We start from the raw sequence: 26,539 nt of genomic DNA, 5'->3' as shown, positions 1-26,539 counted from the left end.
CCGGCGGCGGAGCGGCCGGGCCGCACCGGCCACGTCTCGTCGCCACCCGTGCAGAACCCGCAGTCAGTGGATCACTTCAGATCGTAATCGCCGCCTGTGGCAGTGGCCTTGGGGGTCCTTGGGGGTCACATCAGGTGGGACGTACGGACGCCGGCGGCGCGGTAGGATCCCGCATGGCGTGATGGAAGTCAGCGCCTGTGCAGCACCGTGCGAACCGGGTCTGCGTGCCCTCGCCGCCGGTTCGGCCGCGCGTGCGAGCACTGCCCCGCCGGGTGCGCCCGCTCTCGGGATCTCCAGAGTGCGTTCTTCCTGCAGTGCGCCTCCGGCCGGCGTCGACCCGCACTGCCCGCACGAGCCCCGCCGGTCCGTCGCCGACCGGTACGCAGGCTCCTCTTCTGGAGACGACGTGAAGATCCTCCCCGAGATTTCCCGCACGCTCAGCGAGTACCTCCTCATCCCGGGCCTGACCACGGAAGACTGCACTCCGGACAACGTGGACCTCGGGGCGCCCCTGGTGCGTCACCGGGTCGGCGAGGAGCCGGGGATCCGGGTCGCCACCCCCATGGTGAGCGCCATCATGCAGGCGGTGTCGTCACCGGGGCTGGCGGTGGCGCTGGCACAGGTCGGCGGACTGTCGTTCATCCACCAGAACCAGCAGATCGAGGACCAGGCCGCGGACGTGCTGGCCGTGAAGCGGCACAAGGCCGGCTTCCGGACCGGCGACGTCACGGTCGCGCCGCAGACGCCCCTCGGAGAGGTCGCCCGGCTGCTGGCGGACACCGAGCAGGGCGTCGCCGTGGTGACGGAGAACGGGGAGGCGGACGGCGAGTTCGCGGGGATCATCGGCCTCGACGACTTCCACCTGGAGCGTCACGGAGCCTTCGAGCCCGCGGGCAACCGGATGCGGGGCCGGAACGGACTGGTGACCGCGCCTGCCTCGGTCTCGCTGTCCGAGGCGAACGAGCTGATCTGGCAGCACCACCTGGACGTCCTGCCGGTGGTCGACGGCGGCCGGGTCGTCTCCCTGGTCCTCAAGAGCGACTACCAGGCCCACAAGACCTACCACCGCGCGAGCGTGGACGCCGAGAAGCGTCTGCGGGTGGGCGCCGGCATCAACTCCCGTGACTTCAAGGACCGCATTCCCGCCCTGGTGGAAGCCGGTGCGGACGTGTTGTGCCTGGACTCCTCCGACGGCTATTCCGTGTACCAGGCGAAGACCCTCGAATTCGCCCGGGAGGCGTACGGCGAGGAGGTCTCCGTCGGTGCGGGGAACGTCGTCGACGGCCGCGCCTTCCGCTACCTGGCCGACGCGGGCGCGGCGTTCGTGAAGGTCGGGATCGGCGGCGGGGCCATCTGCACCACCCGGGAGCAGAAGGGCATCGGCCGCGGGCAGGCCTCGGCGCTGCTCGACGTCGTCCAGGCGCGCGATGCCTACGCCCTGGAGACCGGGGTGTACGTGCCGCTGTGCTGCGACGGAGGTCTGCTGAGCGACTCGCACATGGCGATGGCGCTGGCGATGGGCGCCGACTTCATCATGCTCGGCCGCTACTTCGCCCGGCTCGACGAGAGCCCCTCGCGGAAGCTCCAGATCGGCGGCCAGTGGTACAAGGAGTACTGGGGCGAGGGCTCCCGGCGCGCGCAGAACGAGGCCCGGTACGGGCAGCGCGGCCGGATGGTCTTCGAAGAGGGCGTCGACGGCTACGTGCCCTACGCCGGCAGCCTGTACGACAACGTGGAGCGCACCCGGGCCAAGATCACCTCGACGATGATCAGCTGCGGCTCGACGAACCTCCGGGACTTCCACCGCGACGCGGTGCTCGTTCCGGTGTCCGCCGAGTCCTTCAAGCAGACCGGCGCCGAGGTGCAGCTTCGCCGCCCCGCCGTCGACTCCGGGGAGTGATCCGGCCGGAGCGGGCCGCGGCCCGCTCCGGCACCGCCCGCCGGTGGTCCGGGCGTCTGCCCCGGCGGCGTTCGGGGCACTGGCATGAAGGTCTGAACGGTGCTTCACTTGTTGCCGTGGCCTACCGGAAGACGCCCGCGGTGCAGGACCGCCTCGCCGCCGCCAGGGAGCAACTGGTGGCGGCCGCCACGGCCGTCGTCGCCGAGGTGGGCTGGGCGAACGCGTCCGTCACCGCGGTGGCGGCCGCGGCCGGCATGTCCGTGGGCACGGTGTACCAGCACTTCCCCTCCAAGGGCGCGCTCGCGGTCGAGGTGTTCCGGCGGGCCTCGGGACGGGAGGTCGGGGTGCTCGGCGAGGTGCTGCGCGACGGCAGCGGCGACCCGGTGCGGCGGCTGACCCAGGGGGTCACCGTCTTCGCCCGCCGCGCCATGGAGAACCGGGGGCTGGCCCACGCCCTGCTCGCGGCGCCCGCGGAACCGGCCGTGGGCGCGGAGCGGCTGGAATTCCGGCGCCGCTACCGCGCCGTGTTCGCCGAGGTGGTCCGCGAGGGGATCGCCGCCGGGTTGCTGCCCGCCCAGGACCCCGAGGTCACCGCGGCGGCGCTGACCGGGGCCATCGGCGAGGTCCTGGTGGACCCGCTGTCCGTCCCCGCCGGGGGCGCGGCCGCCGAGCACCTCGTCTCCGAACTGGTGGCGATGTCCCTGCGCTGCGCGGGAGCCGCGCCAGCCGTCTGACTCCCCACGACCACGAAGGGCCTGACTGCCATGACCGCGATCGCAGATGCCGCGCCGCGCAGCAACCCCGCCGCGCGCACGCACGAGGTGACCAACCAGGCCCCGCCGCTGGTCGGCCACGACGTCGCCGACGACGTCGTGCTGCTGGAGGGCGTGCGCCGCGAGGGGGCCGGGTGGTACGCCGACGACCTGCACCGCCTCGGCCGGCTCGCCGGATCGCAACAGGTGCAGCGCTGGGCCGAGGAGGCCAACCGGTACGAGCCGGTGCTGCGCACCCACGACCGGTACGGCAACCGCGTGGACGAGGTGGACTTCCACCCCTCCTACCACGCGCTCATGGAGGTCGCCCTCGCCGAGGGCCTCGCCGGAGCGCCCTGGGCCGACGAGCGGCCCGGTGCGCACGTGGCGCGGGCGGCCGGCTTCATGGTCTGGAGCACCGCCGAGGCCGGCCACGGCTGCCCGGTGTCCATGACCTATGCCGTCGTGCCGGCGCTGCGCGCCGCACCCGACCTGGCGGCCGTGTACGAGCCGCTGCTCACCAGCCGCGTCTACGACCCCGGACTGCGCGCCCCCGCAGGCAAGCGCGGGCTCCTGGCCGGCATGGGGATGACCGAGAAGCAGGGCGGCACCGATGTGCGGGCCAACACCACCACCGCCACCGGGCAGCCGGACGGCACCTGGCGGCTGCGCGGGCACAAGTGGTTCACCAGCGCGCCCATGAACGACCTGTTCCTCGTGCTGGCACAGGCCCCCGCGGGGCTGTCCTGCTTCCTGGTGCCCCGGGTGCTGCCGGACGGCAGCCGCAACACCTTCCGCATCCAGCGGCTGAAGGACAAGCTCGGCAATCGCAGCAACGCCAGCAGCGAGCCGGAGTTCGACGACACCGTGGCCTGGCTGGTCGGTCCCGAGGGCCAGGGCGTACGGACCATCATCGAGATGGTCACCATGACCCGGCTGGACTGCATCCTCGGCTCCGCCTCCGGCACCCGTGCCGCGCTCGCCCAGGCCGCCCACCACGTACGGCACCGCTCGGTGTTCGGGGCGCGGCTGATCGACCAGCCGCTGATGCGCAACGTCATCGCCGACCTCGCCCTGGAGTCCGAGGCCGCCACCACCCTCGCGCTGCGCGTCGCCGGGGCCGTCGACCGGGCCCGGCGCGGGGACGCGCAGGAGCAGGCGTTCCTGCGGCTGGCCACCGCGGTCGGCAAGTACTGGGTGTGCAAGCGGCAGCCCGCGGCGGTCGCGGAGGCGCTGGAGTGCCTGGGCGGCAACGGCTACGACGAGGCGTCCGGCATGCCCCGGCTCTACCGCGAGGCGCCGCTGAACGGCATCTGGGAGGGCTCCGGCAACGTCAACGCCCTGGACGTGCTGCGTGCCCTCACCCGTGAGCCGGACTCCCTGGAGGCCTTCCGCGCCGAGGTCGAGGCCGCCGCGGGCGGCGACGCCCGCCTCGACGAGGCCTGGCGCCGGGTGCGCGGCGAACTGGTGCTCACCGAGGACGCCCCGCTGCGGGCGCGCCGACTGGTCGAGCGCCTGGCGCTCGTGCTGCAGGGCTCGCTGCTCGTGCGCCACGCACCGGCACCGGTCGCGGACGCCTTCTGCGCCTCCCGTCTGGCCGGCGACCGGGGCCTGGCCTTCGGCACCCTGCCCGCCGGGACGGACCTGGCCGCGGTCATCGGGCGCGTGCCCGGCGCCACGGGCTGAACGGGCCGGGGTCCGCGGCCGCCCACGGCAGCCGCGGACCCGCTCGGGTCACGCCGTGCCGCTGACGCTCTCGGCCTCGATCAAGAACAGCACACGCACCTGGTCGCGGCCGCCGTACCAGGGGTACGGCCCGCCGGTGTACTTGTGCGAGAGCTTCTCGATGTGGTCCTCCGCGCCCTCCGTCGTCACCTCGCGGACGCGCCCGCGCACCTGGAAGTAGCGGGACGGGTCGTCCGGATCGGAGACGGCGACGGCCACCCGCGGATCCCGCGCGATGTTCCGCGTCTTCACATGGCCGCGCACGCTGTTGACGAGCACGTGCTCGCCGTCGGTGTCGACCCACGTCTGGGTCAGCTGCGGCGAGCCGTCCGGCATGGTGGTCGCCAGGAAGCACAGGCTCGGGCGGTGCAGGAGGTCGAGCAGGTCGGCGGGCAGTCCCATGATCGTCCCTCGGTCGGCTGGGCGCAGCCTGCGCCCCATGTCGGGCGGCCCGGCGACCGGTGCTCGGCGCGAGAAAAGACGGCACCGGGGTCACGATGGGTGGGAAGGGCGCTACGCGCCGCAATCCCACACACAGCGGACGGGCAATGAACTCCATGCGGGTGGCCCAGGTCACCGAACCGGGCGGACCATTCGAAATCGTCGAGCGCGAGCTCCCGGAGCCCGGGCCCGGCCACGTCCGGATCACGGTCGAGGCGTCGGGCGTCTGCCACAGCGACGCCGGCTTCGTGCACAACGCCTTCCCCCACCTCACCTTCCCCCTGGTCGCCGGTCACGAGGTCGCCGGGCGCATCGACGCGCTGGGTGAGGGCGTGCGGTACTGGACGGTGGGCGACCGCGTGGAGGTCGGCTGGTTCGGCGGTCACTGCGGGCACTGCACGCCCTGCCGAGAGGGCCACTTCATCGACTGCCGGAACCTGCGGGTGCCCGGCTGGGCGTACGAGGGCGGCTACGCCACCCACATGGTCGCCCCGGTCAACGCGCTGGCCCGGATCCCCGACACGCTCGACGCGGTCGACGCCGCGCCGCTCGGCTGCGCCGGCGTGACCACGTACAACGCCTTCAAGAAGAGCTCCGCCCGGCCCGGGGACCTCGTCGCCGTGATCGGCGTCGGCGGTCTCGGGCACCTGGCCGTGCAGTACGCCGCCAAGTCCGGCTTCGAGACGGTCGCCGTCGCGCGCGGCGAGGACAAGCGGGCCCTGGCCGTGGAACTGGGCGCGCACCACTACATCGACAGCTCGGCCGGTGACCCCGCCAAGGAACTGCAGGCCCTCGGCGGGGCCACCGCCGTGCTCGCCACCGCCGCCAACTCGAAGGCCATGGCGGCCGGTGTCGACGGTCTGCGGCCCGGCGGGGAGCTGATCGTCATCGGCATCGACCCGGAGCCGCTGCCGATCACCCCGGCGCAGCTCATCCTGTCCTCGCGGTCGGTCGTCGGCCATCCGTCCGGCACCTCGCGCGACATCGAGCACACGATGGAGTTCAGCGCGCTCGCGGGGATCCGCCCGATGACCGAGACGGTGCCGCTGGAGGAGGTCAACGAGGCGTTCGCCCGCATGATGTCCGGCGCCGCGCGCTTCCGCATGGTCCTCGTCCCCTGAACCGCGAGGGTGGCTCCCGCCGGGGACGATCCGCTCGCCCCCGGCCCGCCGGAGCACGCGTCAGGCCCTGCCGGGAGGGCCGCGGCGAGCCGCCGGCGCTGCCCGGGGTACCGGTGCGCCCGAGCGGTCCGGGGCACCACGCGCGGCGTCCGCGTTGTGGTGCCCCGGGCCATGTCGCGGGCGTCGCACCGCTCCTACCGTCCGGCGCATGACCTTACTCAGAGCCGCACTGCACAGGGGCCGCCCGCGCGCCGCCCTGCTCGCCGTCCTCGTCGCCCTCCTCGCCGCGCTGGTGCCCGTCCGGCCCGCCCACGCCGCCGGGGCGATCGAGGAGGTGACCGGCTTCGGCAGCAACCCCGGCGCGCTGCGGATGTACCGCTACGTCCCCACCGGGCTGCCCCAGGGCCGGCCGGTCGTCGTCGCCCTCCACGGTTGCACCCAGAACGCCCAGGGATACGGCGCCCAGAGCGGCTGGACCGCGCTGGCGGACCGCTGGGGCTTCTCCGTGGTGCTGCCCGGGCAGACCTCGGCCAACAACCTCAGCCAGTGCTTCAACTGGTTCCAGACCGGCGACATCGCGCGGGGCCAGGGCGAAGCCGCCTCCATCCGGCAGATGACCGCCCGCCAGATCGCCGACAGCGGTGCCGATCCCTCACGGGTGTACGTCACCGGGCTCTCCGCGGGCGGCGCCATGACGGCGGTGATGATGGCGGCCTACCCCGACGTGTACGCCGCCGGCGGCGTGGTCGCCGGGCTGCCGTACGGCTGCGCGCAGGCGGCGGGTTCACCGTACGTGTGCATGTACGTCGGCGCGACGCAGACGCCCGCGCAGTGGGGCGACCGGGTCCGCGCCGCCTTCCCCGGGCACACGGGCCCGTGGCCCCGGCTGACGGTCTTCCAGGGCACCGCCGACTACACGGTCAAGCCCGTCAACATGGACGACCTCGTGCGGCAGTGGACGGCCGTCCACGGCACCGACCAGACCGCCGACGCCTCCGACACGGTCGCGGGTTTCCCGCACCGGACGTACAAGGACGCCTCCGGCGCCGCTGTCGTCGAGACCTACAGCCTCACGGGCATGGGCCACGGCCAGCCCGTCGACCCGGGCAGCGGGGCGGCCCAGTGCGGCACGGCCGCCGCGTACATGCTCGACGTCAACCTCTGCGCGGCGTACCGGCTCGGGACGGGCTGGGGCCTGGGCTGAGCGGGAGGGGGCGACGCCGGGCGGCACGGGGACGCCCGGGGCAGGGATGACGGGGCGCGCGCCGGCCCCGCCCCGTCACCCCGCGGCCATCGCCGCCAGGCGGGTCACGGTGTTCCAGTTGCGGGCCGTGGCCGTCAGTCCCAGGCGCTTCTCCCACAGCGCGTGGGAGAGCCGGGTCTTCTGCACCCCGTTCGGGCAGTGCACGTAGATCTCGCGCTCGCCGGGGCGGAACTCGTCGGGCGCGAAGCCGGCCGGGTCCAGCCCGGCGAGCCGGTCCGCTTCGACGGGCCCCGACAGGAAGGTGACCAGGAAGCGCGCGGGGTCGACGCCCGTCATGTCGAACGGGTTGCGTTCGACGACCCCGGCCAGCCCGGCGGCCTCGCGGACGACGCACGGCACCCTCCGCCCGTCGAACGCGGCGGCGACCGCCGCCTCCAGCGCGTCCGCCAGCTCTGCAGGGTCGGCCCGCTCGTGCTCGAACAGGGCGTTGCCGCTCTGCAGATGGGTGCGCACGGAGGTGCCGCCGATCTCCTCCAGCAGTCGTCGCAGGTCCTGCATCGGAAGCCTGGTCGTCGGCCCGACGTTGATCCCGCGCAAGAGGGCCACGTATCCGGTCACCCCGCCACATTAACCGCCGCCTCGCCGGGCTTACCCACTTTCGGAGGACCGGCGGCCCGGCGGAACGGTTCGCCACCGGGTGCCGCCGCTACGTTCGCGTCCATGAGCACGAAGCGTGACCGTCCGGTCGTCACCGAACTGCGGCTCTCCGCCTTCAAGTCGCATCGCGGCGCGAGTTTCCCGCTCGGGCCGCTCACCGTGCTGGCGGGGGCGAGCGGCACCGGCAAGTCCAGTGTCCTGGAGGGGCTCGGCCTGCTCGGGCGGCTCGCCGCCGGCGAGGAGCTGGCCATGGCGTTCGACGGCGTGCGCGGGGGAGTGGCGGCCTGTGTGCCCCACGCGGCCAAGCCGGACGCCGAGGGCCGGCGCGGCTTCCGCATCGGGTGCACGGTGGACGGCGCGGTCGGCCCCGTCGCACTCGACGTCGCCGTGCAGACCGAACCCGAACTGCGCATCGTCGGCGAGCGGTTGACCGGAGCGGGCGAGACCCTGCTCGCCACCGCGCTGCGCGATCCGGGGCGGCGTACGGTCCAGGCGGCCTGGCACACCGCGGGGCTGGTCCCGGTGACCCGGGCCCCGCTGCCCGACGACCGGCTGGCCACCTCCCTGCTGCCGCTGCGCGTCGCGGGCACGACCGAGGGGCAGCGGCTGGTGCTCGCCGCCGCGGAGCAGACGGTGCTCGCGCTGCGCGGGGTGTTCCCCGTCGACCCCCGGCCGCACATGATGCGTGAGCCCGCGCGGGTGGCCGACGGCCTGCTCCGCGGCGGCTGCGACAACCTCTCGGCGGTGCTGCGCCGCACCCAGGGCGAGTGCCGTACGCGGCACGCCGCGCTGGTCGGTGCGCTGCGGGCGGTGTGCAGCCCGCCCGTCGAGGGGCTGACGGTGGTCCCCGCCGGGGAACCCGGCACGGGGGCGTACGCGGAGTCGGTGGTGGCGGCTGTCGACCGGGGCCCCCTGGGGCTCGTGCCGGTGGACCGGCTCGGTGACGGGGAGTTGCGCTTCCTCGCGCTGGCGCTGGTGCTGCTGACCGGGCCGGGCGTGCTGGAGGTGGACACCAGCGGCGAGGTGCCGGACGCCGTGCAGGTCCTCACCGTGCTGGCGGACGGCCTGGACGCCGGTGTGGACCGGGCGCAGTCGCGGCAGTTGCTGGCGCTGGCCGCGCAGGTCGCCGAACGCGGTCACATCAGGCTGCTCGGCACGGTCCACGACCCTTGCGTGGCCGAGGGGGCGGAGGGGACGACCCTGCTGCGCCTCGGGGGCGCGCCGGCGGACCGGGAGCGGGTGCCGGTGCAGGGGGCGGCCCCGGAGGCGCCGGCCGGGCAGGCCACGCCGCAGCACGCCGCGGCGGCGATGGGGTAGACCTGCGGGTGTGACCGAGGATCTGCACGCGCTGCAGCGCAGGCTGGCCGCATTCGCGGCCGCCCGGCGCTGGGAGCCGTACCACACGCCGAAGAACCTGGCCGTGGCCCTGAGCGTCGAGGCCTCCGAGCTTCTGGAGATCTTCCAGTGGCTCACGCCCGAGCAGGCGGCGGGGGTCATGGAGGACCCCGACAGCGCGCACCGGGTACGGGACGAGGTGGCGGACGTGCTCGCGTATCTGCTGCAGTTCTGCGAGGTGCTCGGAGTGGACGTGCTGGAGGCGCTGTCCGCCAAGATCGACCGCAACGAGCTGCGCTTCCCGCTGCCGGGGGCCGGGGACTGAGGCCCGGCGGGCCGGCGGCGCGCCGGCCGGTGGGCCGCGCTCCGCGGGCCGGTCGCGCCGGGGTACACGCGTGCCGCTCACTCGGGCGGGGGAGCGGGTTGTCCACAGGCGGGAACCGGCCACTTCCCCATCGCGTCATGATCCGTCACTCTGAGTGAGGAACGGACCGACGGGGCGGAGACGGGGGAGGTGCGTCGTGATGGACGCGGTACGGCTGATCCGGGCCACGCGGGAGGCGCTGAGGAGCGGCGGAACCGAGCGTGAGCTGATGGCGGAGGCCTGGCAGGTCCAGGCGCTGACGGAGGCCATCGGCAGCCACCTCGCGCTCCACGGGGCCCCCGAGCTGCGCACTCCCGGATTCTCCGTCTGTGAGGCGGGCGGCCGGGCGTGCGGTGCCACGGGGCCGCCCGGGGTGGCGGCCCTCGCGTTGCGCGCGTCCCTGCTCACCGATGTGCGCGAACCCGCCGGGACCTTGCGCGAGCTGCGCGAACTGCTGTCGGAGCTGGGTATGGCCCTGGTCGCGGTGGCCTGCACCGCCGAGAGCGAGACGGAGTACTGGCAGTGCATCGAGGCGGTCGACGCCGCCGACGAGTCCAAGGACCGGGTGGGTGTGCTCCTGCGCGCGGTCGAGGCACGGCAGCGGGAGGGCGCATGAGCATCAAGTCCGCACATCAGAAGCCAAGTTGGCGGACTGCAGTCTTCTCCGGTCCGGGTGGGTGCCACACACGACAGGTCGCCGATCGATTCCGGGCGAAGAGGTGCAGGATGGAGTCATGGATCTTCGAATCTTCACCGAGCCCCAGCAAGGGGCCTCGTACGACACCCTGCTCTCCGTCGCCAAGGCGACCGAGGAGCTCGGGTTCGACGCCTTCTTCCGCTCCGACCACTACCTCAGGATGGGCGACGCGGACGGCCTGCCGGGGCCGAGCGACGCGTGGATCACCCTGGCCGGCCTCGCCCGTGAGACCAAGCGGATCCGGCTCGGCACCCTGATGACCGCCGCCACCTTCCGGCTGCCCGGTGTGCTCGCCATCCAGGTCGCGCAGGTGGACCAGATGTCGGGCGGCCGCGTCGAGCTGGGCCTGGGCGCGGGATGGTACGCGGACGAGCACGCCGCATACGGCATCCCGTTCCCGAAGGAGAAGTTCGCCAGGCTGGAGGAGCAGCTCGCCATCGTCACCGGCCTCTGGGAGACCCCGCTCGGCGAGACCTTCGACTTCAAGGGCACGCACTACACGGTGGAGAACTCCCCCGCTCTGCCCAAGCCCGCCCAGGCGAAGGTCCCCGTCCTCATCGGCGGACACGGTGCCCGGCGCACCCCGCGGCTCGCCGCCCGCTACGCGGACGAGTTCAACCTGCCGTTCGGCTCGCTGGAGGACACCGCCTCGCAGTTCGCCCGCGTGCGGGAGGCCGCCGAGGAGCAGGGCCGGGGCAAGGACGAGATCGTCTACTCCAACGCCCTCGTCGTGTGCGTCGGAAAGGACGACGCCGAGGTCGCCCGCAGGGCCGCGGCCATCGGCCGTGAGGTCGACGAGCTCAAGGCCAACGGCCTCGCCGGTTCCCCCGCCGAGGTCGTCGACAAGATCGGCCGCTACGCCGAGCTCGGCGCCACCCGCTTCTACCTGCAGATCCTGGACCTGAGCGACCTCGGGCACCTGGAACTGATCGCCTCCGGGGTCCAGTCGCAGCTCGGCTGAGCCCCGCGCACCACGTGAGGAGCACCCGCGATGTCCGCACCGACCCGGCCCCTGGCGCACGCCCTCGCCGAGGGCCCCGTCGCCCTCGACGGCGGGCTGTCCAACCAGCTCGCCGACCAGGGCTGCGACCTGGACGGCGCGCTGTGGTCCGCCCGCCTGCTCGCCGACGCGCCGGAGCAGATCGAGGCGGCGCACAGGGCCTATGTGCGGGCGGGCGCGCGGGTGCTCATCACCTCGGGTTACCAGGCCACGTACGAGGGCTTTGCCGCACGCGGCATCGGGCGGGAGGAGGCGGGTGCCCTGCTGCGGCGCAGCGTCGCCCTCGCCCGCGCCGCCGCCCGCGACCGCGACGACGTGTGGGTGGCGGCCTCCGTGGGACCGTACGGCGCGATGCTCGCGGACGGCAGCGAGTACCGGGGCCGCTACGGGCTGAGCGTCGCGGAACTGGAGCGTTTCCACCGGCCCAGGATGGAGACGCTGGCCGAGGCCGGCCCGGACGTCCTGGCGCTGGAGACCGTGCCGGACACCGACGAGGCGGAGGCGCTGCTGAGGGTCGCCGAGGGCCTCGGCCTGCCGGTCTGGCTCAGCTACACCGTCGCGGGCGGGGCGACCCGGGCCGGGCAGCCCCTGGAGGAGGCCTTCCGGATCGCGGCGGACACGGACGCGGTGATCGCCGTCGGCGTCAACTGCTGCGACCCCGCGGACGCCACCCGCGCTGTGCAGACGGCGGCGGCGACCGTGGACCGGCCCGTGGTCGTCTACCCCAACAGCGGTGAGACCTGGGACGGACGGGCCCGCGACTGGACCGGGGCCCGGGCCTTCGACCCGGCCCTTGCCGCCGTCTGGCAGCGGGCCGGTGCCCGGCTCATCGGCGGATGCTGCCGGGTCGGGCCCGCGCAGATATCCGCCCTCGCCCGCGCGCTCGCCGTCCAGCCGGGGAAAACCGCTGTTGAGGACGGGGGTGGACAGGCGATACTCAGGCGGTGTTCCTGACGATAACGACCACCGGCAGCGGCGGCATGCCGGCCACGGACCTCGGCTTCCTGCTGCACAAGCATCCGGAGAAGGCCCAGGTCTTCTCGACCTCCTACGGCGACGCCCACGTCTTCTACCCCGTGGCGTCCGAGCAACGGTGCACCGCCGCGCTGCTGCTGGAGGTCGATCCGGTGGCGCTGGTCCGGCGCGGCAAGGGCAAGGGCCGGGGCGGGGTCCCGGACTCCGCGCTCGGCCAGTACGTCAACGACCGGCCCTACGCCGCCTCGTCGCTGCTCGCGGTCGCCCTCCGCACGGTGTTCGCCAGCGCCCTGAGGGGCGTCTGCGACGCCCGCCCCGAGCGGGCCGCGCAGCCCCTGCCGCTGCGGATCGAGATCCCCGCCGTGCCCGCGCGCGGCGGCGCCGCCCTGGTGCGCCGGCTCTTCGAGCCGCTGGGCTGGACCGTCGAGGCCGAACCGGTCGCGCTGGACGAGATGTTCCCCGCGTGGGGCGAGTCGCGCTACGTGGGGCTGGTCCTGGAGGGCGAGATGCGGCTGTCCGCGGCCCTCAGGCACCTGTATGTGCTGCTCCCGGTCCTGGACGACGCCAAGCACTACTGGGTGTCGCCCGACGAGGTCGACAAACTGCTGCGCATGGGCGACGGATGGCTCGCCGAACACCCGGAGCAGCGGCTGATCACCAGCCGGTACCTTTCCCGCCGCTGGTCCCTGACCCGGCAGGCCATGGAGCGGCTGGAACTGGCCCGGCTCGCCGAGGCGGACGACAGCGAGGCCGAGGAGCTGGACAACGCCGTCGACGAGGAGGTGGACACCGAGGACAAGCCGCTGCCGCTGGCGGTGCAGCGCCGCGAGGCGATCCTGGCGGAGCTGCGCGACGCCGGGGCGAACCGCGTACTCGACCTCGGCTGCGGCCAGGGCCAGCTGGTCGGCGCGCTGCTGAAGGACGTCCGCTTCACCGAGGTCCTCGGCGTCGACGTGTCGTCCCGGGCCCTGGGCGAGGCCGCGCGGCGGCTGCGGCTCGACCGCATGGGCGAGCGGCAGTCCTCCCGCGTCCGGCTGGTGCAGGGCTCCCTGACGTACACCGACGCCCGGCTCAAGGGCTACGACGCCGCGGTGCTCAGCGAGGTCGTCGAGCACCTCGACCTGCCCCGGCTGCCCGCCCTCGAGTACGCCGTCTTCGGCTCGGCACGCCCCGCGACGGTGCTCGTGACCACGCCGAACGTCGAGTACAACGTGCGCTGGGAGACGCTGCCCGCCGGGCACGTCCGGCACGCGGACCACCGCTTCGAATGGACGCGCGAGGAGTTCCGCTCGTGGGCGGAGCAGGTCGCCGGCCGGCACGGCTACGGCGTGCGCTTCGTCCCCGTCGGCCCCGACGACCCCGAGGTCGGCCCGCCCACCCAGATGGCCGTCTTCACCCTGACCGCCACGACCAGCACGAACACCACGACCAGCACGACCAGCACGACCAGCACGACCACGAAGGAGGTCACCCCCGTATGACCGGCAAGCGCACCCTCCCGGTGACCGATCTGTCCCTCGTGGTCCTGATCGGCACCACCGGCTCCGGCAAGTCGACGTTCGCCCGGCGCCACTTCAAGCCCACCGAGGTGATCTCCTCGGACTTCTGCCGCGGTCTGGTCAGCGACGACGAGAACGACCAGGGCGCCAGCGGCGACGCCTTCGACGTGCTGCACTACATCGCGGCCAAGCGGCTGGCCGCCGGCCGGCTCACCGTCATCGACGCCACCAGCGTCCAGCAGGAGAGCCGCCGCCAGCTCGTCCGGCTCGCCCGCGAGCACGACGTGCTGCCCATCGCGATCGTCCTCGACGTTCCCGAGCAGGTCTGCGTCGAGCGGAACGCCTCCCGTCCCGACCGCGCCCACCTGCCCCGGCACGTCGTGCAGCGCCAGCAGCGCGAGCTGCGCCGCTCCCTGCGGCAGCTGGAGCGCGAGGGCTTCCGCAAGGTGCACATCCTGCGCGGCACCGAGGAGGTCGAGGCGGCCGAGATCGTGCTGGAGCGCCGTTACAACGACAAGCGCGAGCTCACCGGACCGTTCGACATCATCGGCGACATCCACGGCTGCAGCTCCGAGCTGGAGACCCTGCTCGGCAAGCTGGGCTACGTCGACGGCGTCCACCCCGAGGGCCGCACGGCGGTCTTCGTCGGAGACCTCGTCGACCGCGGCCCCGACAGCCCCGGCGTGCTGCGCCGTGTCATGGGCATGGTTGCCGCGGGCGACGCCCTGTGCGTTCCCGGCAACCACGAGAACAAGCTGGGCCGCTGGCTGAGGGGCAAGCAGGTCCAGCACACCCACGGCCTCGCCGAGACCATCGAGCAGCTGGAGAAGGAGGACCAGCGGGACCCCGCCTTCCGGGAGCAGGTGCGCGAGTTCATCGACGGACTCGTCAGCCACTACGTGCTCGACGGCGGCAAGCTGGTCGTCTGCCACGCAGGCCTGCCCGAGAAGTACCACGGCCGCACGTCCGGCCGGGTCCGCTCGCACGCCCTGTACGGCGACACCACGGGCGAGACCGACGAGTTCGGCCTGCCCGTGCGCTACCCGTGGGCCGAGGACTACCGCGGCCGCGCCGCCGTCGTCTACGGCCACACACCCGTGCCGACCACGTCGTGGATCAACAACACGATCTGCCTGGACACCGGCGCGGTCTTCGGCGGGCGGATGACGGCCCTGCGCTGGCCCGAGCGCGAGATCGTCGACGTCCCCGCCGAGCGGGTCTGGTACGAGCCGGCGAAGCCTCTGGCGAGCGAGGCGCCCGGGGGGCAGGACGGGCGGCCGCTGGACCTCGCCGACGTCACCGGCCGCCGTGTCGTGGAGACCGCGCACCACGGCCGGGTGGCCGTCCGCGAGGAGAACGCGGCCGCCGCGCTGGAGGTCATGAGCCGCTTCGCGGTCGACCCGCGGCTGCTGATGTACCTGCCGCCGACGATGTCGCCGTGCGCGACGTCGCAGTTGGAGGGCTATCTGGAGCACCCGCAGGAGGCGTTCGCCGCCTACCGGGCGGACGGCGTCGGCCAGGTGCTCTGCGAGGAGAAGCACATGGGTTCCCGTGCCGTGGCGCTGGTGTGCCGCGACGCGGAGACGGCCGGCGAGCGCTTCGGGGTGACCGGCGGCGTGACGGGCTCCCTGCACACCCGCACGGGCCGTCCGTTCTTCGACGACCCGGCCGTCACCGAGCAGGTCCTGGACCGGCTGCGGGCCTCCGTCAGCGCCGCCGGGCTCTGGGACGAGCTCGGCACGGACTGGCTGCTGCTCGACGCCGAGCTGATGCCCTGGTCCCTGAAGGCCTCCGGTCTGCTGCGCAAGCAGTACGCCGCCGTGGGCGCCGCCTCCGGCGCGGTCTTCCCGGGCGCGCTCGCCGCCCTGGAGTCCGCCGCCGCGCGGGGCACCGACGTGGCGGGCCTGCTGGAGCGGCAGCGCGGCCGGTCCGCCGACGCGGCCGCCTTCACCGAGGCGTACCGGCGCTACTGCTGGACGACCGAGGGCCTGGACGGGGTGCGGCTGGCGCCCTTCCAGATCCTGGCCGTCCAGGGCCGCAGTCTCGCCGCGCTCCCGCACGACGGCCAGTTGGCGCTCATCGACCGCCTGGTCGCGAACGACCCGACGGGGCTCCTGCAGGAGACCCGCAGGCTGCTGGTCGACACCGGCGACGAGGAGTCGGTGGCCGCCGGTACGCGGTGGTGGCTGGAGCTGACCGAGGCCGGCGGCGAGGGCATGGTCGTCAAGCCGCTCCAGGCCCTGGTGCGCACCGAGGACGGCAACCGCCTGGTCCAGCCCGGCGTCAAGTGCCGCGGCCGGGAGTACCTGCGGATCATCTACGGTCCGGAGTACACCCGGCCCGACCAGCTGGTCAGGCTCCGCTCCCGGGCCCTGGGCCACAAGCGCTCCCTCGCGCTGCGCGAGTACGCGCTGGGCCTGGAGGCGCTGGACCGGCTGGCCGCGGGCGAGCCCCTGTGGCGCGTGCACGAGGCGGTCTTCGCCCTCCTGGCCCTGGAGTCCGAGCCCGTGGACCCCCGGCTGTGACGGACGGGGGGCGGGCACCCGGGTGCCCGCCCCTCCCTGGCGGTAAACCCTTGCCAAGTGGGAATGTCTAGCTCCATGGCATTCCATGTGGACTCCGAGGCAGGGCGGCTGCACCGTGTCATCCTCCACCGCCCCGACCTGGAGCTGAAAAGGCTCACGCCGTCGAACAAGGACGCCCTGCTCTTCGACGACGTCCTGTGGGTGCGCCGGGCCCGCGCCGAGCACGACGGCTTCGCCGACGTGCTGCGCGACCAGGGCGTGGCCGTGCACCTCTTCGGTGACCTCTTGCGGGAGACGCTGAACCTGCCCCAGGCCCGGAGCATGGTGCTGGACCGGGTCTTCGACGAGAAGGAGTACGGCCCGGTGGTCACCGACCACCTGCGCGCCGCCTTCGACGAGCTGTCCGCGGCCGAGCTGACCGAGGCCCTGGTCGGCGGTATGACCAAGCGGGAGTTCCTGGCCCGTTTCGCCGAGCCGACCTCGGTCCGCTTCCATGTGATGGACCTGGACGACTTCCTGCTCGACCCGCTGCCCAACCACATCTTCACCCGGGACACCTCGGCCTGGGTCTACGACGGGGTCAGCATCAACGCGATGCGCTGGCCGGCCCGCTGGCACGAGACGATCCACTACGAGGCGATCTACCGCCACCACCCGCTCTTCGCGGGCGGCTCCTTCCACGTGTGGTCGGAGGGCCAGGCGGCCTACCCGTCCACGATCGAGGGCGGCGACGTCCTGGTGATCGGCAACGGCGCGGTCCTCATCGGCATGAGCGAGCGCACCACCTCGCAGGCCGTGGAGATGCTGGCCCAGCGGCTGTTCAACGCGGGGTCGGCCACCACGATCGTGGCCCTGGACATGCCCAAGCGCCGCGCCTTCATGCACCTGGACACCGTGATGACCATGGTCGACGGCGACACCTTCACCAAGTACGCGGGCCTGGGCATGCTGCGCTCGTACACCATCGAGCCCGGCGCCGGGGAGCGCGACCTCAAGGTCACCGACCACCCGCCGGAGCACATGCACCGGGCGATCGCGGCGGCCCTGGGCCTGGACGACATCCGGGTGCTCACCGCGACCCAGGACGTCCACTCCGCCGAGCGCGAGCAGTGGGACGACGGGTGCAACGTGCTCGCCCTGGAGCCGGGCGTCGTCCTGGCCTACGAGCGCAACGTCACCACCAACACCTTCCTGCGCAAGCGCGGCATCGAGGTCATAGAGATCCCCGGGAGCGAACTCGGTCGCGGCCGCGGCGGTCCGCGCTGCATGAGCTGCCCCATCGAGCGGGACCCGGTCTGACGGGCGGCATTCCGTGGCCCGGGCCGCTGGGGCTGTATAAGGATGCGAGTACTCGTATAGACTTCCACGGTCCCGGCGCACTCATGTTCGGCACCCGGCCGACCCCGACCTAGGAGCCCCCATGGCCATCGACCTCACGGGCCGCCACTTCCTCAAGGAACTGGACTTCGCCCCCGAGGAGTTCCGCGGGCTGGTCGAGCTGGCCGCCGAGCTGAAGAAGGCCAAGAAGGCGGGCGCCGAGGTCCGGCGGCTCACGGGCCGGAACATCGCCCTGATCTTCGCCAAGACCTCCACCCGCACCCGCTGCGCCTTCGAGGTCGCCGCGGCCGACCAGGGCGCCTCCACGACCTACCTGGACCCGGCCGGCTCCCAGCTCGGCCACAAGGAGTCGGTGAAGGACACCGCCCGGGTGCTCGGCCGGATGTTCGACGGCATCGAGTACCGCGGCACGGGCCAGGAGGTCGTCGAGGAACTGGCCGCCCACGCCGGGGTGCCGGTGTGGAACGGCCTCACCGACCAGTGGCACCCGACCCAGATGCTCGCCGACGTGCTCACCATGGCGGAGCACTCCCGTTCCCCGCTGGCGGAGACCGCCTACGCCTACCTCGGCGACGCCCGCTCCAACATGGGCAACTCGCTGCTGGTCACCGGCGCCCTCCTCGGCATGGACGTACGCGTCGTCGCCCCGGAGCGGCTGTGGCCGGACGAGTCGGTCGTCGCCGAGGCCCGGCGCCTCGCGGAGGCCACGGGCGCCCGGGTCACCCTGACCGCCGACGTCGCCGAGGGCGTCGCCGGCGCGGAGTTCGTCCACACCGACGTCTGGGTGTCGATGGGCGAGCCCGCCGAGGCCTGGGACGAGCGCATCGCGCTGCTGAAGCCGTACGCCGTGACCATGGACGTGCTGCGGGCGACCGGCCGTCCCGACGCGAAGTTCATGCACTGCCTGCCCGCGTTCCACGACCTCGGCACGGCCCTGGCCCGGGAGATCCACGCGCGGCACGGGCTGACCTCTCTGGAGGTCACCGACGAGGTCTTCGAGTCGGCGCATTCCATCGTCTTCGACCAGGCCGAGAACCGGATGCACACCATCAAGGCCGTCCTCGTCGCCACGCTGGGAGGCGCGTGAGGCGCCGCGTCTATCGCGCGCTCGTGACGGCGGTCACGAAGGGGTGATAACTTCGCGGTGGTGGCAAGCCTGCCTCCCCCGTGAAGGAGGACGTCCCCATGAGCCCCTACCGAGGCTCCGCAGGCCGTACCGAGGAGTGGCGGCACCTGCGGGTCGAGCGCGCCGACGGTGTCGTCACCGTCACCCTCGACCGCCCCGACAAGCTCAACGCGCTCACCTTCGGCGCCTACGCCGACCTGCGCGACCTGCTCACCGAACTGCCGCACCACGGCGACACCCGTGTGCTGGTCCTCGCCGGGGCCGGCCGGGGCTTCTGCTCCGGCGGGGACGTCGACGAGATCATCGGCGCCACCCTCGCCATGGGCGCCGGACAACTGCTCGACTTCACCCGCATGACCGGACAGGTCGTCCGCGCCATCCGCGAGGCCCCCTTCCCCGTCGTCGCGGCCGTCCACGGCGTCGCGGCAGGAGCCGGCTCGGTCATCGCCCTCGCCAGCGACTTCCGGATCGTCGAGCGCTCCGCCCGCTTCGCCTTCCTCTTCACCAAGGTCGGCCTCGCGGGCGCCGACATGGGCGCCGCCTACCTGCTGCCGCGCATCGTCGGACTCGGCCACGCCACCCGGCTGCTGATGCTCGGCGACACCCTGCCCGCCGCGGAGGCCGACCGCATCGGCCTCGTCAGCGAACTGGTCGACGACGGCCAGGCGGACGCCAGCGCCGCCGCCCTCGCCAAACGCCTGGCCACAGGCCCGGCGCTGGCGTACGCGCAGACCAAGGCGCTGCTCACCGCGGAGCTCGACATGCCGCTCGCCGCCGCGGTCGAGATGGACGCCGCGACCCAGGCGCTCCTGATGACCAGCGAGGACTACGCCGAGTTCCACGCCGCGTTCACCGGCAGGCGCACCCCCAACTGGAAGGGCCGGTAACCATGCGGGTGGCCATCATCGGCGGCGGCCCCGGCGGACTCTACGCGGCCGCACTGCTCAAACGCCTCGACTCCGAACGCGACATCACCGTCTGGGAGCGCGGCGCGCCCGAGGACACCTTCGGCTTCGGTGTCGTGCTCTCCGACGAGACGCTCGGCGGCATCGAGCACGCCGACCCGGTCGTCTTCCGCGCCCTGCAAAGGGAGTTCACCCGCTGGGACGACATCGACGTGCACCACCGCGGGCGCGCCGTCACCTCCGGCGGCCACGGCTTCGCGGCGGTGGACCGGCGCACGCTGCTGGCGATCCTCCACGACCGCTGCCGCGACCTCGGCGTGACCGTCCGCACCCGCGAAGCCGCCCCGGCCGCCGAGCGGCTGGCCCGCGACCACGACCTCGTCGTCGCCGCCGACGGCGCGGGCAGCGCCACCCGCGCCACCCACGCCGCCGTCTTCCGGCCCACCCTCACCGGACACCGCTGCCGCTACATCTGGCTCGCCACCGACCTCGCCCTGGACGCCTTCCGTTTCGAGATCGCCGAGACCGAGCACGGTGTGATGCAGGCCCACGGCTACCCGTACCGACCCGGCGTCAGCACCTTCATCGTGGAGATGCACGAGGACGTCTGGCGGCGCGCCGGACTGGACCGGCTGGACGAGGCCGAGTCGATCGCCCGCTGCGAGAAGATCTTCGCCGATGCCCTGCACGGCCACAGCCTGCGCGGCAACCGCTCCCGCTGGATCGCCTTCACCACCGTCGTCAACGAACGCTGGCGGCACGGGAACATCGTGCTGCTCGGCGACGCCGCCCACACCGCGCACTTCTCCATCGGCTCGGGCACCAAGCTCGCCATGGAGGACGCTCTCGCTCTCGCCGCCTGCCTGCACGAGCAGCCCGGCGTCCCCGAGGCGCTCGCCGCCTACGAGGCCGAGCGCAAGCCGGTGGTCGCCAGCACGCAGCGCGCCGCGCGGGCCAGCCTGGAGTGGTTCGAGCACCTGGAGCAGTACGCCGCCCAGCCGCCCCGGCAGTTCGCCTTCAACCTGCTCACCCGCAGCCGCCGGGTCACCCACGACAACCTGCGGCTGCGCGACGCGGACTTCACCGCCTCGGTGGAGCGGGAGTTCGGCACCGGGCCGGACACCCCGCCGATGTTCACCCCCTTCACCCTGCGCGGGCTGACCCTGCGCAACCGGGTCGTCGTCTCGCCGATGGACATGTACTCCGCCACCGACGGCACCCCCGGCGACTTCCATCTCGTCCACCTCGGCGCCCGCGCCCTCGGCGGCGCGGGCCTGGTCATGACCGAGATGGTCTGCGTCAGCCCCGAGGGCCGGATCACCCCGGGCTGCGCGGGCCTGTGGAACGACGGGCAGGAGGCCGCCTGGCGCCGCGTCACCGACTTCGTGCACGCCCGGCCCGGCTCCGCGATCGGCCTCCAGCTCGGCCACAGCGGCCGCAAGGGCTCCACCCGGCTGATGTGGGAGGGCATCGACCAGCCGCTCCCCGAGGGCAACTGGCCGCTCGCGGCCCCCTCCCCGCTGCCGTACCACCCGCACGTCAGCCAGGTCCCGCACGCTCTGGACGACGCCGGACTGGCCGCGATCCGCGAGCAGTTCGCCGCCTCCGCCGTACGCGGCGCTCGCGCCGGGTTCGACCTGCTGGAGCTGCACTGCGCCCACGGCTACCTGCTCTCGTCCTTCCTCTCGCCGCTCACCAACCGGCGCACCGACGCCTACGGCCGCGACCTGGCCGGACGGCTGCGCTTCCCGCTGGAGGTCTTCGACGCCGTCCGCGAGGTGTGGCCCGACGACCGCCCGATGACCGTCCGCATCTCGGCCACCGACTGGGCCGAGGGCGGCACGACCGCCGACGACGCGCTGGAGATCGCCCGGGCCTTCGCCGCGCACGGCGCCGACGCCATCGACGTCTCCACCGGCCAGGTCGTCCCCGACGAGGCGCCCGACTACGGCCGCTCCTACCAGACCCCCTACGCCGACCGGATCCGCAACGAACTCGGCCTGCCCGTCATCGCGGTCGGCGCCATCTCCTCCTGGGACGACGTCAACTCCCTGATCCTCGCCGGCCGCGCCGACCTGTGCGCGCTCGCCCGCCCCCACCTCTACGACCCCAACTGGACGCTCCACGCCGCCGCCGAACAGGGCTACTCCGGCCCCGGCGCCCCCTGGCCCCTCCCGTACCAGGCCGGCAGCCGCCGCCCGCCCACGGGCCGCACGGACGCCCCCCGCCCCCGGCTCACGCTGGACGTGTGAGGGGCGGCCGCCTCAGCGGAAGGCGGAGGTGTCGAGGGCGAACGAGAACGGCTCGGGGAGGTCGAGCTCCTTGCCGAACAGCACCCGGACGTCCTGCCGGTAGTCCTCGGCGTCCGGCTCGCCGTACAGAGTGACGGTGCCTTCGGTGCGGTCCACCAGCAGGTAGAAGGGGATGCCGGCGGCCGCGTAGCCGCGTCGCTTCGGGCCGCGGTCCTTGTCAGGGCGGCTCGACGTCACCTCGACGGTCATGACCACCCCGTCCGGGACGAACCACGAGTCCTTGCCCGCGAACACGCCTTCCGGGCCCACCGTCAGGTCCGGGATCAAGCGGCCGGCCGGAGTGATGAGCCCCTTGGCGCCGGACGTGTAGAACTCGGCGGGGGACTTGCGGATCATCTGGCGGACGAAGCGGCCGAGAATGTCCTCGTGGTCTCCGTCGGGCGGCGGGGTCACGACGATCTCCCCCTCGATCAGCTCGGCGCGGTACCCCTCGGGCACCGTGAGGTCGAGGAAGGCGGCGAGCACGGCGTCGCCGCCGGAGCCCGAGCGTTCGGTCGCGGGCAGTGCCATCTCGCGTACCTCCTCGATCGTCATGGTTCCGCTCCGACGTGGTCAGGTTATGCCCCGCCGGGTGGCGTGGGCGTACATCCTTCCAACGACCACCCGGGGAGGCCCGTCACGCCGCGGGGTCGGCGGCCCGCGCGAACTGCGCGCCCGCGTCGCGCAGGCGGCTGTGCAGGCCCTCGAAGACCGCCGCGGCGCGGCCGCCGGGCCAGTCGGGCGGCAGCAGGGCGGGCGGCAGACCCGGGTCGGCGTAGGGGAGGCGGCGCCAGGAGTCGAGGGCCCGCAGGTAGTCGGCGAAGGCCTCCTGCGGCGGGGTCGCCTCCCGGGCGGCCCAGGCGCGCAGCACGGGTTCGTGGGAGTCCAGGAAGGCGTGGTGGCGCTTGGCGACGGCGTCGAGGTCCCACCAGCGGCGCACGGCCGCGGCCGTCGGCTCGAAGCCGAGGTGGGTGCCGGTGAAGAGGTCGACGTAGCTGTCCAGGCCGAGCCGGCGCAGGGTGTGCAGGGCCTCCTCGTGGAGGCGGGCGGGTGCGATCCACACGCCCGGCGCGGCGGTGCCGAAGCCCAGGCGGGCCAGACGGGAGCGGAGCAGGTGGCGCTTGTGGCGCTCGCTCTCCGGGACGGAGAAGACCGCGAGCACCCAGTCCGGGCCGCCCGTTCCGCCGGCCGGGTGACCGTAGATGCGCCGGTCGCCGTCGGCGAGCAGCTGCCGGGCGTCCTCGGACAGGGCGTAGCCCGCGGCGCCGCCGACCCGGTCCGGTTCCAGCAGGCCGCGGCGCTTGAGCCGGGAGACCGCCGAGCGCACCGACTGGGGGTCCACGTCGACCGCGCCCATCAGCCGGATCAGCCCGGCGACGGGTATCCGCCCGTCCCAGCCGTCGGCCCGGCCGTAGGCGCCGAAGAAGGTCAGGATCAGTGAACTGGGGGTGTGCTCGGTCACGCGATCACTGTAGGTGGCGCAGCCGGAAGCGCTGCAGTTTCCCGGTGGGCGTGCGGGGCAGGGCGTCGATGAAGACGATCTCGCGCGGGCACTTGTAGCTCGCGATCTCCTCACGGGTGAAGGAGCGCAGCGCCTCGACCGTGTGCTCGTCGCGCGGCGGCCCGTCCCGCAGCACGACGAAGGCCCGGACGATCTGGCCGCGCTGGTCGTCCGGTACGCCGATGACCGCGACCTCCCGCACGTCGGGGTGGCGCAGCAGCGCCTCCTCGACCTCGGGGCCCGCGATGTTGTAGCCCGAGGAGATGATCATGTCGTCGGCGCGGGCCACGTAGCGGTAGTAGCCGTCCGCCTCGCGCACGTAGGTGTCGCCGGTGATGTTCCAGCCGCCCCGCACGTACTCACGCTGCCGTTCGTCCGCCAGGTAGCGGCAGCCCGTGGGGCCGCGCACCGCCAGCAGCCCCGGCTCGCCGTCCGGCAGGGGGGACAGCGTCACGGGATCGACGACCCGGGCCTGGAAGCCCGGCACCGGCAGGCCCGTGGTGCCCGGGCGGATCACGTCGTCGGCGGCGGAGATGAAGATGTGCAGCAGTTCCGTGGCCCCTATGCCGTTGATGATCCGCAGGCCCGTCGACTCGTACCAGGCGTGCCAGGTCGCCTCGGGCAGGTTCTCGCCCGCGGACACGCAGCGACGCAGCGAGGACAGGTCCCGGGAGCCGTGCGAGGCGAGTATGGCCCGATAGGCCGTGGGCGCGGTGAACAGCACGGTCACCCCGTGCTCGGCGACGGCGCGGGCGAGCTGCTCGGGGCCGGCCTGCTCCAGCAGCAGTGCCGACGCCCCCACGCGCAGCGGGAAGACGACCAGGCCGCCCAGCCCGAAGGTGAAGCCCAGCGGCGGGCTGCCGGCGAACACGTCCGCGGAGGTGGGTCGCAGTATGTGCGCCGAGAAGGTGTCGGCGATCGCCAGCACGTCCCGGTGGAAGTGCATGCAGCCCTTGGGCCTTCCGGTGGTGCCGGAGGTGAAGGCGATCAGCGCGACGTCGTCGGACGAGGTCTCCACCGCGGCGAAGGAGTCCGGCCGGCCGGCGGCGAGCCGCAGCAGGTCGTCCGGTGCCTCGCCGCCGTACGTGGCGATGCGCAGCCCGGGCGCCTCGCACTTGGCGAGGTCGTCGACCGCGCGGATGTCGCACAGCGCGTGCCGGACGGAGGCCATCTCGCAGATCGTCGCCAGCTCGTGCGGGCGGTGCGCCGCGAGCACGGTCACCGCGACCGCGCCCGCCTTCATGACGGCGAACCAGCACGCCACCAGCCACGGCGTGGTGGGACCGCGCAGCAGCACGCGGTTGCCGGGCACCACCCCGAGGTCGTCGGTCAGCACGTGCGCGATGCGGTCGGAGGCGGCGCGCAGGTCCGCGTACGACCAGACCTCCCCGTCCGGCATCCGCAGGCAGGGCGCCTCGGGCAGTCCGGCGGCGAGGAGTTCGGTACCGCAGTTGAGCCGGCCCGGATAGGCCAGCTCGGGGAGGTCTTGGGTCAGGACGGGCCACTGGTCACGCGGCGGGAGGTGATCCCGCGGGAAAGTGTCCACGTGAGCTGATGGCAGCAGGTCCATGGCGGGTTCGCCCCTCGTTGGCCCCTGGTTGCGGACGGATTCAGCGTAACGTGTTTGTGACGGCAGTCAACGGTACGCGATACGGGAGGTGCCGCGTGGCATCGTTCGCGCTCGACCCGGAACAGCTCAAGTGGTGTGCACAGATCCGTGATTGGGCCGCCGAACGGCTGCGGCCTCTGGCGGAGGCCGGTGAACCCGGGCGGGTCAACCGCCCGCTGCTCGCCGCCCTCGGCGAACTCGGCCTGCTCGCGCGCCTCTTCCCCGGCACCGCCTTGGAGCTGTGCCTGCTCCGGGAGTCCCTGGCCCGCGAGTGCACCGAGGCCGAGACGGCGCTCGCCCTGCAGGGCCTGGGCGCCCACCCCCTGCTGGAGTCCCCGGAGCTGGCCGCCCGCTGGATCCCGCGTGTCGTCTCCGGCGAGGCCGTCGCGGCCTTCGCGCTCACCGAGCCGGGCGCCGGTTCGGACGCGGCCGCCCTCGAACTGGCCGCGGAGCCCGCGCCCGGCGGCTGGCGGCTCACCGGCGAGAAGTGCTGGATCTCCAACGCCCCCGACGCCGACGTCTACACGGTCTTCGCCCGGACCACACCCGGCGCCGGGGCCCGCGGGGTCACCGCGTTCGCCGTCCCCGCCGACCGCCCCGGCCTCGGCGGCGAACGCCTCGACATGCTCTCCCCGCACCCCATCGGGCGGCTGCGCTTCGACGCGGTACCGGTCGGGGAACAGGACGTGATCGGCGAGGTCGACCGGGGCTTCAGGGTCGCCATGACCACCCTCAACCGCTTCCGCCCCAGCGTCGGCGCCTTCGCGGTCGGCATGGCGCAGGCCGCCCTGGACGCGGCCGCCGCCCACGCCGCCTCCCGCACCGCCTTCGGCGCGCCCCTGAAGGAGCTTCAGGCCGTCTCCCACACCCTGGCCGAGATGGCCACCCGCACCGAGGCCGCCCGCCTGCTGGTCTACGCCGCCGCCGAGGCCTACGACTCCGGCGCCGCCTGGACCGCCCGCAGCTCCGCCATGGCCAAGCTCTTCGCCACCGAGACGGCCCAGTACGCCGTCGACGCCGCGGTCCAGATCCACGGGGCCCGCGCCCTGGAGCGCGGCCACCTTCTGGAGCACCTCTACCGCGAGGTCCGCGCACCGCGTATCTACGAAGGCGCCACCGAAGTCCAGCGGTCGATCATCGCCAAGGAGCTCTTCGCATGACCCTCAACCGGATCAACCCGCCCGAGCTGTCCCCGCCCACCGGTTTCAGCCACGCCGTCACCGCCACCGGGAGCACCCTTGTCCTCCTCGCGGGCCAGACCGCGCTGGACTGCGGGGGCAAGATCGTCGGGGAGACGCTCCCCGCCCAGTTCGAGCACGCGCTGATCAACCTGCTCACCGCGCTCCAGGCCGCCGGCGGCACCCCCGCCGACCTCGCCCGGCTCACCGTCCACACCACCGACGTCGCCGCCTACCGCGACCACGCGCCCGAACTCGGCCGCATCTGGCGCGCCCTGGCCGGCCGCGACTACCCGGCGATGGCGGTCATCGGCATCACCCGCCTGTGGGACGAGGAGGCCATGGTCGAACTCGACGGCCTCGCCGTGCTGTCCTGACCGGTCCGGTGGACCGGGC

General features: G+C 73.5%; 23 protein-coding genes. 18 read left to right on the top strand and 5 right to left on the bottom strand.

Annotation, left to right across the window (positions count from 1 at the left end; all coding sequences use genetic code 11):
* Positions 1–406 precede the first annotated feature (406 nt).
* The 3 genes from B085_RS0134990 (at position 407) to B085_RS0134980 (ending at position 4,338) form a co-directional block, all read left to right on the top strand.
* Positions 407–1,900 (top strand): IMP dehydrogenase, encoded by a 1,494-nt coding sequence (locus B085_RS0134990; RefSeq protein WP_018563265.1) that lies wholly within the window; start codon positions 407–409, stop codon positions 1,898–1,900.
* A 116-nt stretch (positions 1,901–2,016) separates the two neighbouring features.
* The gene (locus B085_RS0134985) at positions 2,017–2,634 is read left to right on the top strand and encodes a TetR/AcrR family transcriptional regulator (protein WP_018563264.1); all 618 of its coding nucleotides are present in this window, start codon (positions 2,017–2,019) and stop codon (positions 2,632–2,634) included.
* 30 nt (positions 2,635–2,664) lie between these two features.
* Positions 2,665–4,338, top strand: coding sequence for an acyl-CoA dehydrogenase family protein (locus B085_RS0134980; RefSeq protein ID WP_018563263.1), 1,674 nt, complete (start codon positions 2,665–2,667; stop codon positions 4,336–4,338).
* 48 nt (positions 4,339–4,386) lie between these two features.
* On the opposite strand, the gene B085_RS0134975 is transcribed toward B085_RS0134980, so the two are convergent.
* Positions 4,387–4,779 (bottom strand): PPOX class F420-dependent oxidoreductase, encoded by a 393-nt coding sequence (locus B085_RS0134975; protein WP_018563262.1) that lies wholly within the window; start codon positions 4,777–4,779, stop codon positions 4,387–4,389.
* A 146-nt stretch (positions 4,780–4,925) separates the two neighbouring features.
* Here B085_RS0134975 and B085_RS0134970 point away from each other — a divergent pair, with 146 nt between their 5' ends.
* Both B085_RS0134970 and B085_RS0134965 read left to right on the top strand, forming a co-directional pair.
* On the top strand, positions 4,926–5,939 hold the full coding sequence (locus B085_RS0134970; protein ID WP_026251762.1) for an alcohol dehydrogenase: 1,014 nt from the start codon (positions 4,926–4,928) through the stop codon (positions 5,937–5,939).
* A gap of 208 nt (positions 5,940–6,147) precedes the next feature.
* Positions 6,148–7,143: an alpha/beta hydrolase family esterase gene (locus B085_RS0134965; protein WP_018563260.1), complete on the top strand. Its 996-nt coding sequence runs from the start codon at positions 6,148–6,150 to the stop codon at positions 7,141–7,143.
* 75 nt (positions 7,144–7,218) lie between these two features.
* Here the strand turns inward: B085_RS0134965 and B085_RS0134960 are convergent, their stop codons facing one another.
* The gene (locus tag B085_RS0134960; protein ID WP_018563259.1) at positions 7,219–7,761 is read right to left on the bottom strand and encodes a DUF1697 domain-containing protein; all 543 of its coding nucleotides are present in this window, start codon (positions 7,759–7,761) and stop codon (positions 7,219–7,221) included.
* A 102-nt stretch (positions 7,762–7,863) separates the two neighbouring features.
* Between B085_RS0134960 and B085_RS0134955 the strand changes: the two genes are divergently transcribed.
* The 11 genes from B085_RS0134955 to B085_RS0134905 all read left to right on the top strand — a co-directional run bounded on the left by B085_RS0134955 (position 7,864) and on the right by B085_RS0134905 (position 21,816).
* A complete protein-coding gene (locus B085_RS0134955; protein WP_018563258.1) occupies positions 7,864–9,117 on the top strand; it encodes an AAA family ATPase in 1,254 nt (417 codons plus the stop codon).
* 10 nt (positions 9,118–9,127) lie between these two features.
* Positions 9,128–9,460, top strand: a complete 333-nt coding sequence (locus B085_RS0134950) for a nucleotide pyrophosphohydrolase (protein ID WP_018563257.1) — start codon at positions 9,128–9,130, stop codon at positions 9,458–9,460.
* Positions 9,461–9,659: 199 nt separating this feature from the next.
* Positions 9,660–10,115: a DUF6099 family protein gene (locus tag B085_RS0134945; RefSeq protein ID WP_018563256.1), complete on the top strand. Its 456-nt coding sequence runs from the start codon at positions 9,660–9,662 to the stop codon at positions 10,113–10,115.
* A 118-nt stretch (positions 10,116–10,233) separates the two neighbouring features.
* A complete protein-coding gene (locus B085_RS0134940) occupies positions 10,234–11,157 on the top strand; it encodes an LLM class F420-dependent oxidoreductase (protein ID WP_018563255.1) in 924 nt (307 codons plus the stop codon).
* Between the two features lie 30 nt (positions 11,158–11,187).
* Positions 11,188–12,150, top strand: coding sequence for a homocysteine S-methyltransferase (gene mmuM, locus B085_RS0134935; protein WP_018563254.1), 963 nt, complete (start codon positions 11,188–11,190; stop codon positions 12,148–12,150).
* Positions 12,141–13,652, top strand: a complete 1,512-nt coding sequence (locus B085_RS0134930) for a 3' terminal RNA ribose 2'-O-methyltransferase Hen1 (protein ID WP_018563253.1) — start codon at positions 12,141–12,143, stop codon at positions 13,650–13,652. The genes mmuM and B085_RS0134930 overlap by 10 nt, the downstream gene beginning before the upstream one ends.
* The gene (locus B085_RS0134925) at positions 13,649–16,195 is read left to right on the top strand and encodes a polynucleotide kinase-phosphatase (protein ID WP_018563252.1); all 2,547 of its coding nucleotides are present in this window, start codon (positions 13,649–13,651) and stop codon (positions 16,193–16,195) included. Before B085_RS0134930 ends, B085_RS0134925 begins: the two co-directional genes overlap by 4 nt.
* Before the next feature lie 75 nt (positions 16,196–16,270).
* On the top strand, positions 16,271–17,494 hold the full coding sequence (locus B085_RS0134920) for an arginine deiminase (RefSeq protein ID WP_018563251.1): 1,224 nt from the start codon (positions 16,271–16,273) through the stop codon (positions 17,492–17,494).
* Positions 17,495–17,615: 121 nt separating this feature from the next.
* Positions 17,616–18,620: an ornithine carbamoyltransferase gene (gene argF / locus B085_RS0134915; RefSeq protein ID WP_018563250.1), complete on the top strand. Its 1,005-nt coding sequence runs from the start codon at positions 17,616–17,618 to the stop codon at positions 18,618–18,620.
* Between the two features lie 98 nt (positions 18,621–18,718).
* Positions 18,719–19,546 (top strand): enoyl-CoA hydratase family protein, encoded by an 828-nt coding sequence (locus tag B085_RS0134910; protein ID WP_018563249.1) that lies wholly within the window; start codon positions 18,719–18,721, stop codon positions 19,544–19,546.
* A gap of 2 nt (positions 19,547–19,548) precedes the next feature.
* Positions 19,549–21,816: a bifunctional salicylyl-CoA 5-hydroxylase/oxidoreductase gene (locus tag B085_RS0134905; RefSeq protein WP_018563248.1), complete on the top strand. Its 2,268-nt coding sequence runs from the start codon at positions 19,549–19,551 to the stop codon at positions 21,814–21,816.
* A 12-nt stretch (positions 21,817–21,828) separates the two neighbouring features.
* On the opposite strand, the gene B085_RS0134900 is transcribed toward B085_RS0134905, so the two are convergent.
* The 3 genes from B085_RS0134900 to B085_RS0134890 form a co-directional block, all read right to left on the bottom strand.
* Positions 21,829–22,410 carry a Uma2 family endonuclease gene (locus B085_RS0134900; RefSeq protein WP_018563247.1) on the bottom strand — a complete coding sequence of 194 codons (582 nt, stop codon included), beginning with the start codon at positions 22,408–22,410 and terminating at the stop codon, positions 21,829–21,831.
* Between the two features lie 82 nt (positions 22,411–22,492).
* The gene (locus B085_RS0134895) at positions 22,493–23,317 is read right to left on the bottom strand and encodes a PaaX family transcriptional regulator C-terminal domain-containing protein (RefSeq protein ID WP_018563246.1); all 825 of its coding nucleotides are present in this window, start codon (positions 23,315–23,317) and stop codon (positions 22,493–22,495) included.
* A 4-nt stretch (positions 23,318–23,321) separates the two neighbouring features.
* Entirely contained in the window at positions 23,322–24,926 is a 1,605-nt protein-coding gene (locus tag B085_RS0134890; RefSeq protein WP_026251759.1) for an AMP-binding protein, read from the bottom strand.
* Between the two features lie 95 nt (positions 24,927–25,021).
* Between B085_RS0134890 and B085_RS0134885 the strand changes: the two genes are divergently transcribed.
* Both B085_RS0134885 and B085_RS0134880 read left to right on the top strand, forming a co-directional pair.
* Positions 25,022–26,125, top strand: coding sequence for an acyl-CoA dehydrogenase family protein (locus B085_RS0134885; protein WP_018563244.1), 1,104 nt, complete (start codon positions 25,022–25,024; stop codon positions 26,123–26,125).
* Positions 26,122–26,520 (top strand): RidA family protein, encoded by a 399-nt coding sequence (locus B085_RS0134880; protein ID WP_018563243.1) that lies wholly within the window; start codon positions 26,122–26,124, stop codon positions 26,518–26,520. The genes B085_RS0134885 and B085_RS0134880 overlap by 4 nt, the downstream gene beginning before the upstream one ends.
* Positions 26,521–26,539: the final 19 nt, after the last annotated feature.

Origin of the sequence: Streptomyces sp. BoleA5 (assembly GCF_000373665.1) — a bacterium.
In the GTDB taxonomy this organism is placed as follows: domain Bacteria; phylum Actinomycetota; class Actinomycetes; order Streptomycetales; family Streptomycetaceae; genus Actinacidiphila.
Note: the sequence above shows the minus strand (reverse complement) of the source record. Positions and strands in the feature narration are given on the sequence as shown.

What these genes read in the sequence shown, in the direction of transcription:
- B085_RS0134980 (WP_018563263.1), top strand. Translation starts at nt 2,665, where the DNA reads ATGACCGCGATCGCAGATGCCGCGCCGCGCAGCAACCCCGCCGCGCGC.
- B085_RS0134975 (WP_018563262.1), bottom strand. Translation starts at nt 4,779, where the DNA reads ATGGGACTGCCCGCCGACCTGCTCGACCTCCTGCACCGCCCGAGCCTG.
- B085_RS0134970 (WP_026251762.1), top strand. Translation starts at nt 4,926, where the DNA reads ATGAACTCCATGCGGGTGGCCCAGGTCACCGAACCGGGCGGACCATTC.
- B085_RS0134965 (WP_018563260.1), top strand. Translation starts at nt 6,148, where the DNA reads ATGACCTTACTCAGAGCCGCACTGCACAGGGGCCGCCCGCGCGCCGCC.
- B085_RS0134955 (WP_018563258.1), top strand. Translation starts at nt 7,864, where the DNA reads ATGAGCACGAAGCGTGACCGTCCGGTCGTCACCGAACTGCGGCTCTCC.
- B085_RS0134945 (WP_018563256.1), top strand. Translation starts at nt 9,660, where the DNA reads ATGGACGCGGTACGGCTGATCCGGGCCACGCGGGAGGCGCTGAGGAGC.
- B085_RS0134940 (WP_018563255.1), top strand. Translation starts at nt 10,234, where the DNA reads ATGGATCTTCGAATCTTCACCGAGCCCCAGCAAGGGGCCTCGTACGAC.
- mmuM (WP_018563254.1), top strand. Translation starts at nt 11,188, where the DNA reads ATGTCCGCACCGACCCGGCCCCTGGCGCACGCCCTCGCCGAGGGCCCC.
- B085_RS0134925 (WP_018563252.1), top strand. Translation starts at nt 13,649, where the DNA reads ATGACCGGCAAGCGCACCCTCCCGGTGACCGATCTGTCCCTCGTGGTC.
- B085_RS0134920 (WP_018563251.1), top strand. Translation starts at nt 16,271, where the DNA reads ATGGCATTCCATGTGGACTCCGAGGCAGGGCGGCTGCACCGTGTCATC.
- argF (WP_018563250.1), top strand. Translation starts at nt 17,616, where the DNA reads ATGGCCATCGACCTCACGGGCCGCCACTTCCTCAAGGAACTGGACTTC.
- B085_RS0134910 (WP_018563249.1), top strand. Translation starts at nt 18,719, where the DNA reads ATGAGCCCCTACCGAGGCTCCGCAGGCCGTACCGAGGAGTGGCGGCAC.
- B085_RS0134905 (WP_018563248.1), top strand. Translation starts at nt 19,549, where the DNA reads ATGCGGGTGGCCATCATCGGCGGCGGCCCCGGCGGACTCTACGCGGCC.
- B085_RS0134900 (WP_018563247.1), bottom strand. Translation starts at nt 22,410, where the DNA reads ATGACGATCGAGGAGGTACGCGAGATGGCACTGCCCGCGACCGAACGC.
- B085_RS0134890 (WP_026251759.1), bottom strand. Translation starts at nt 24,926, where the DNA reads ATGGACCTGCTGCCATCAGCTCACGTGGACACTTTCCCGCGGGATCAC.
- B085_RS0134880 (WP_018563243.1), top strand. Translation starts at nt 26,122, where the DNA reads ATGACCCTCAACCGGATCAACCCGCCCGAGCTGTCCCCGCCCACCGGT.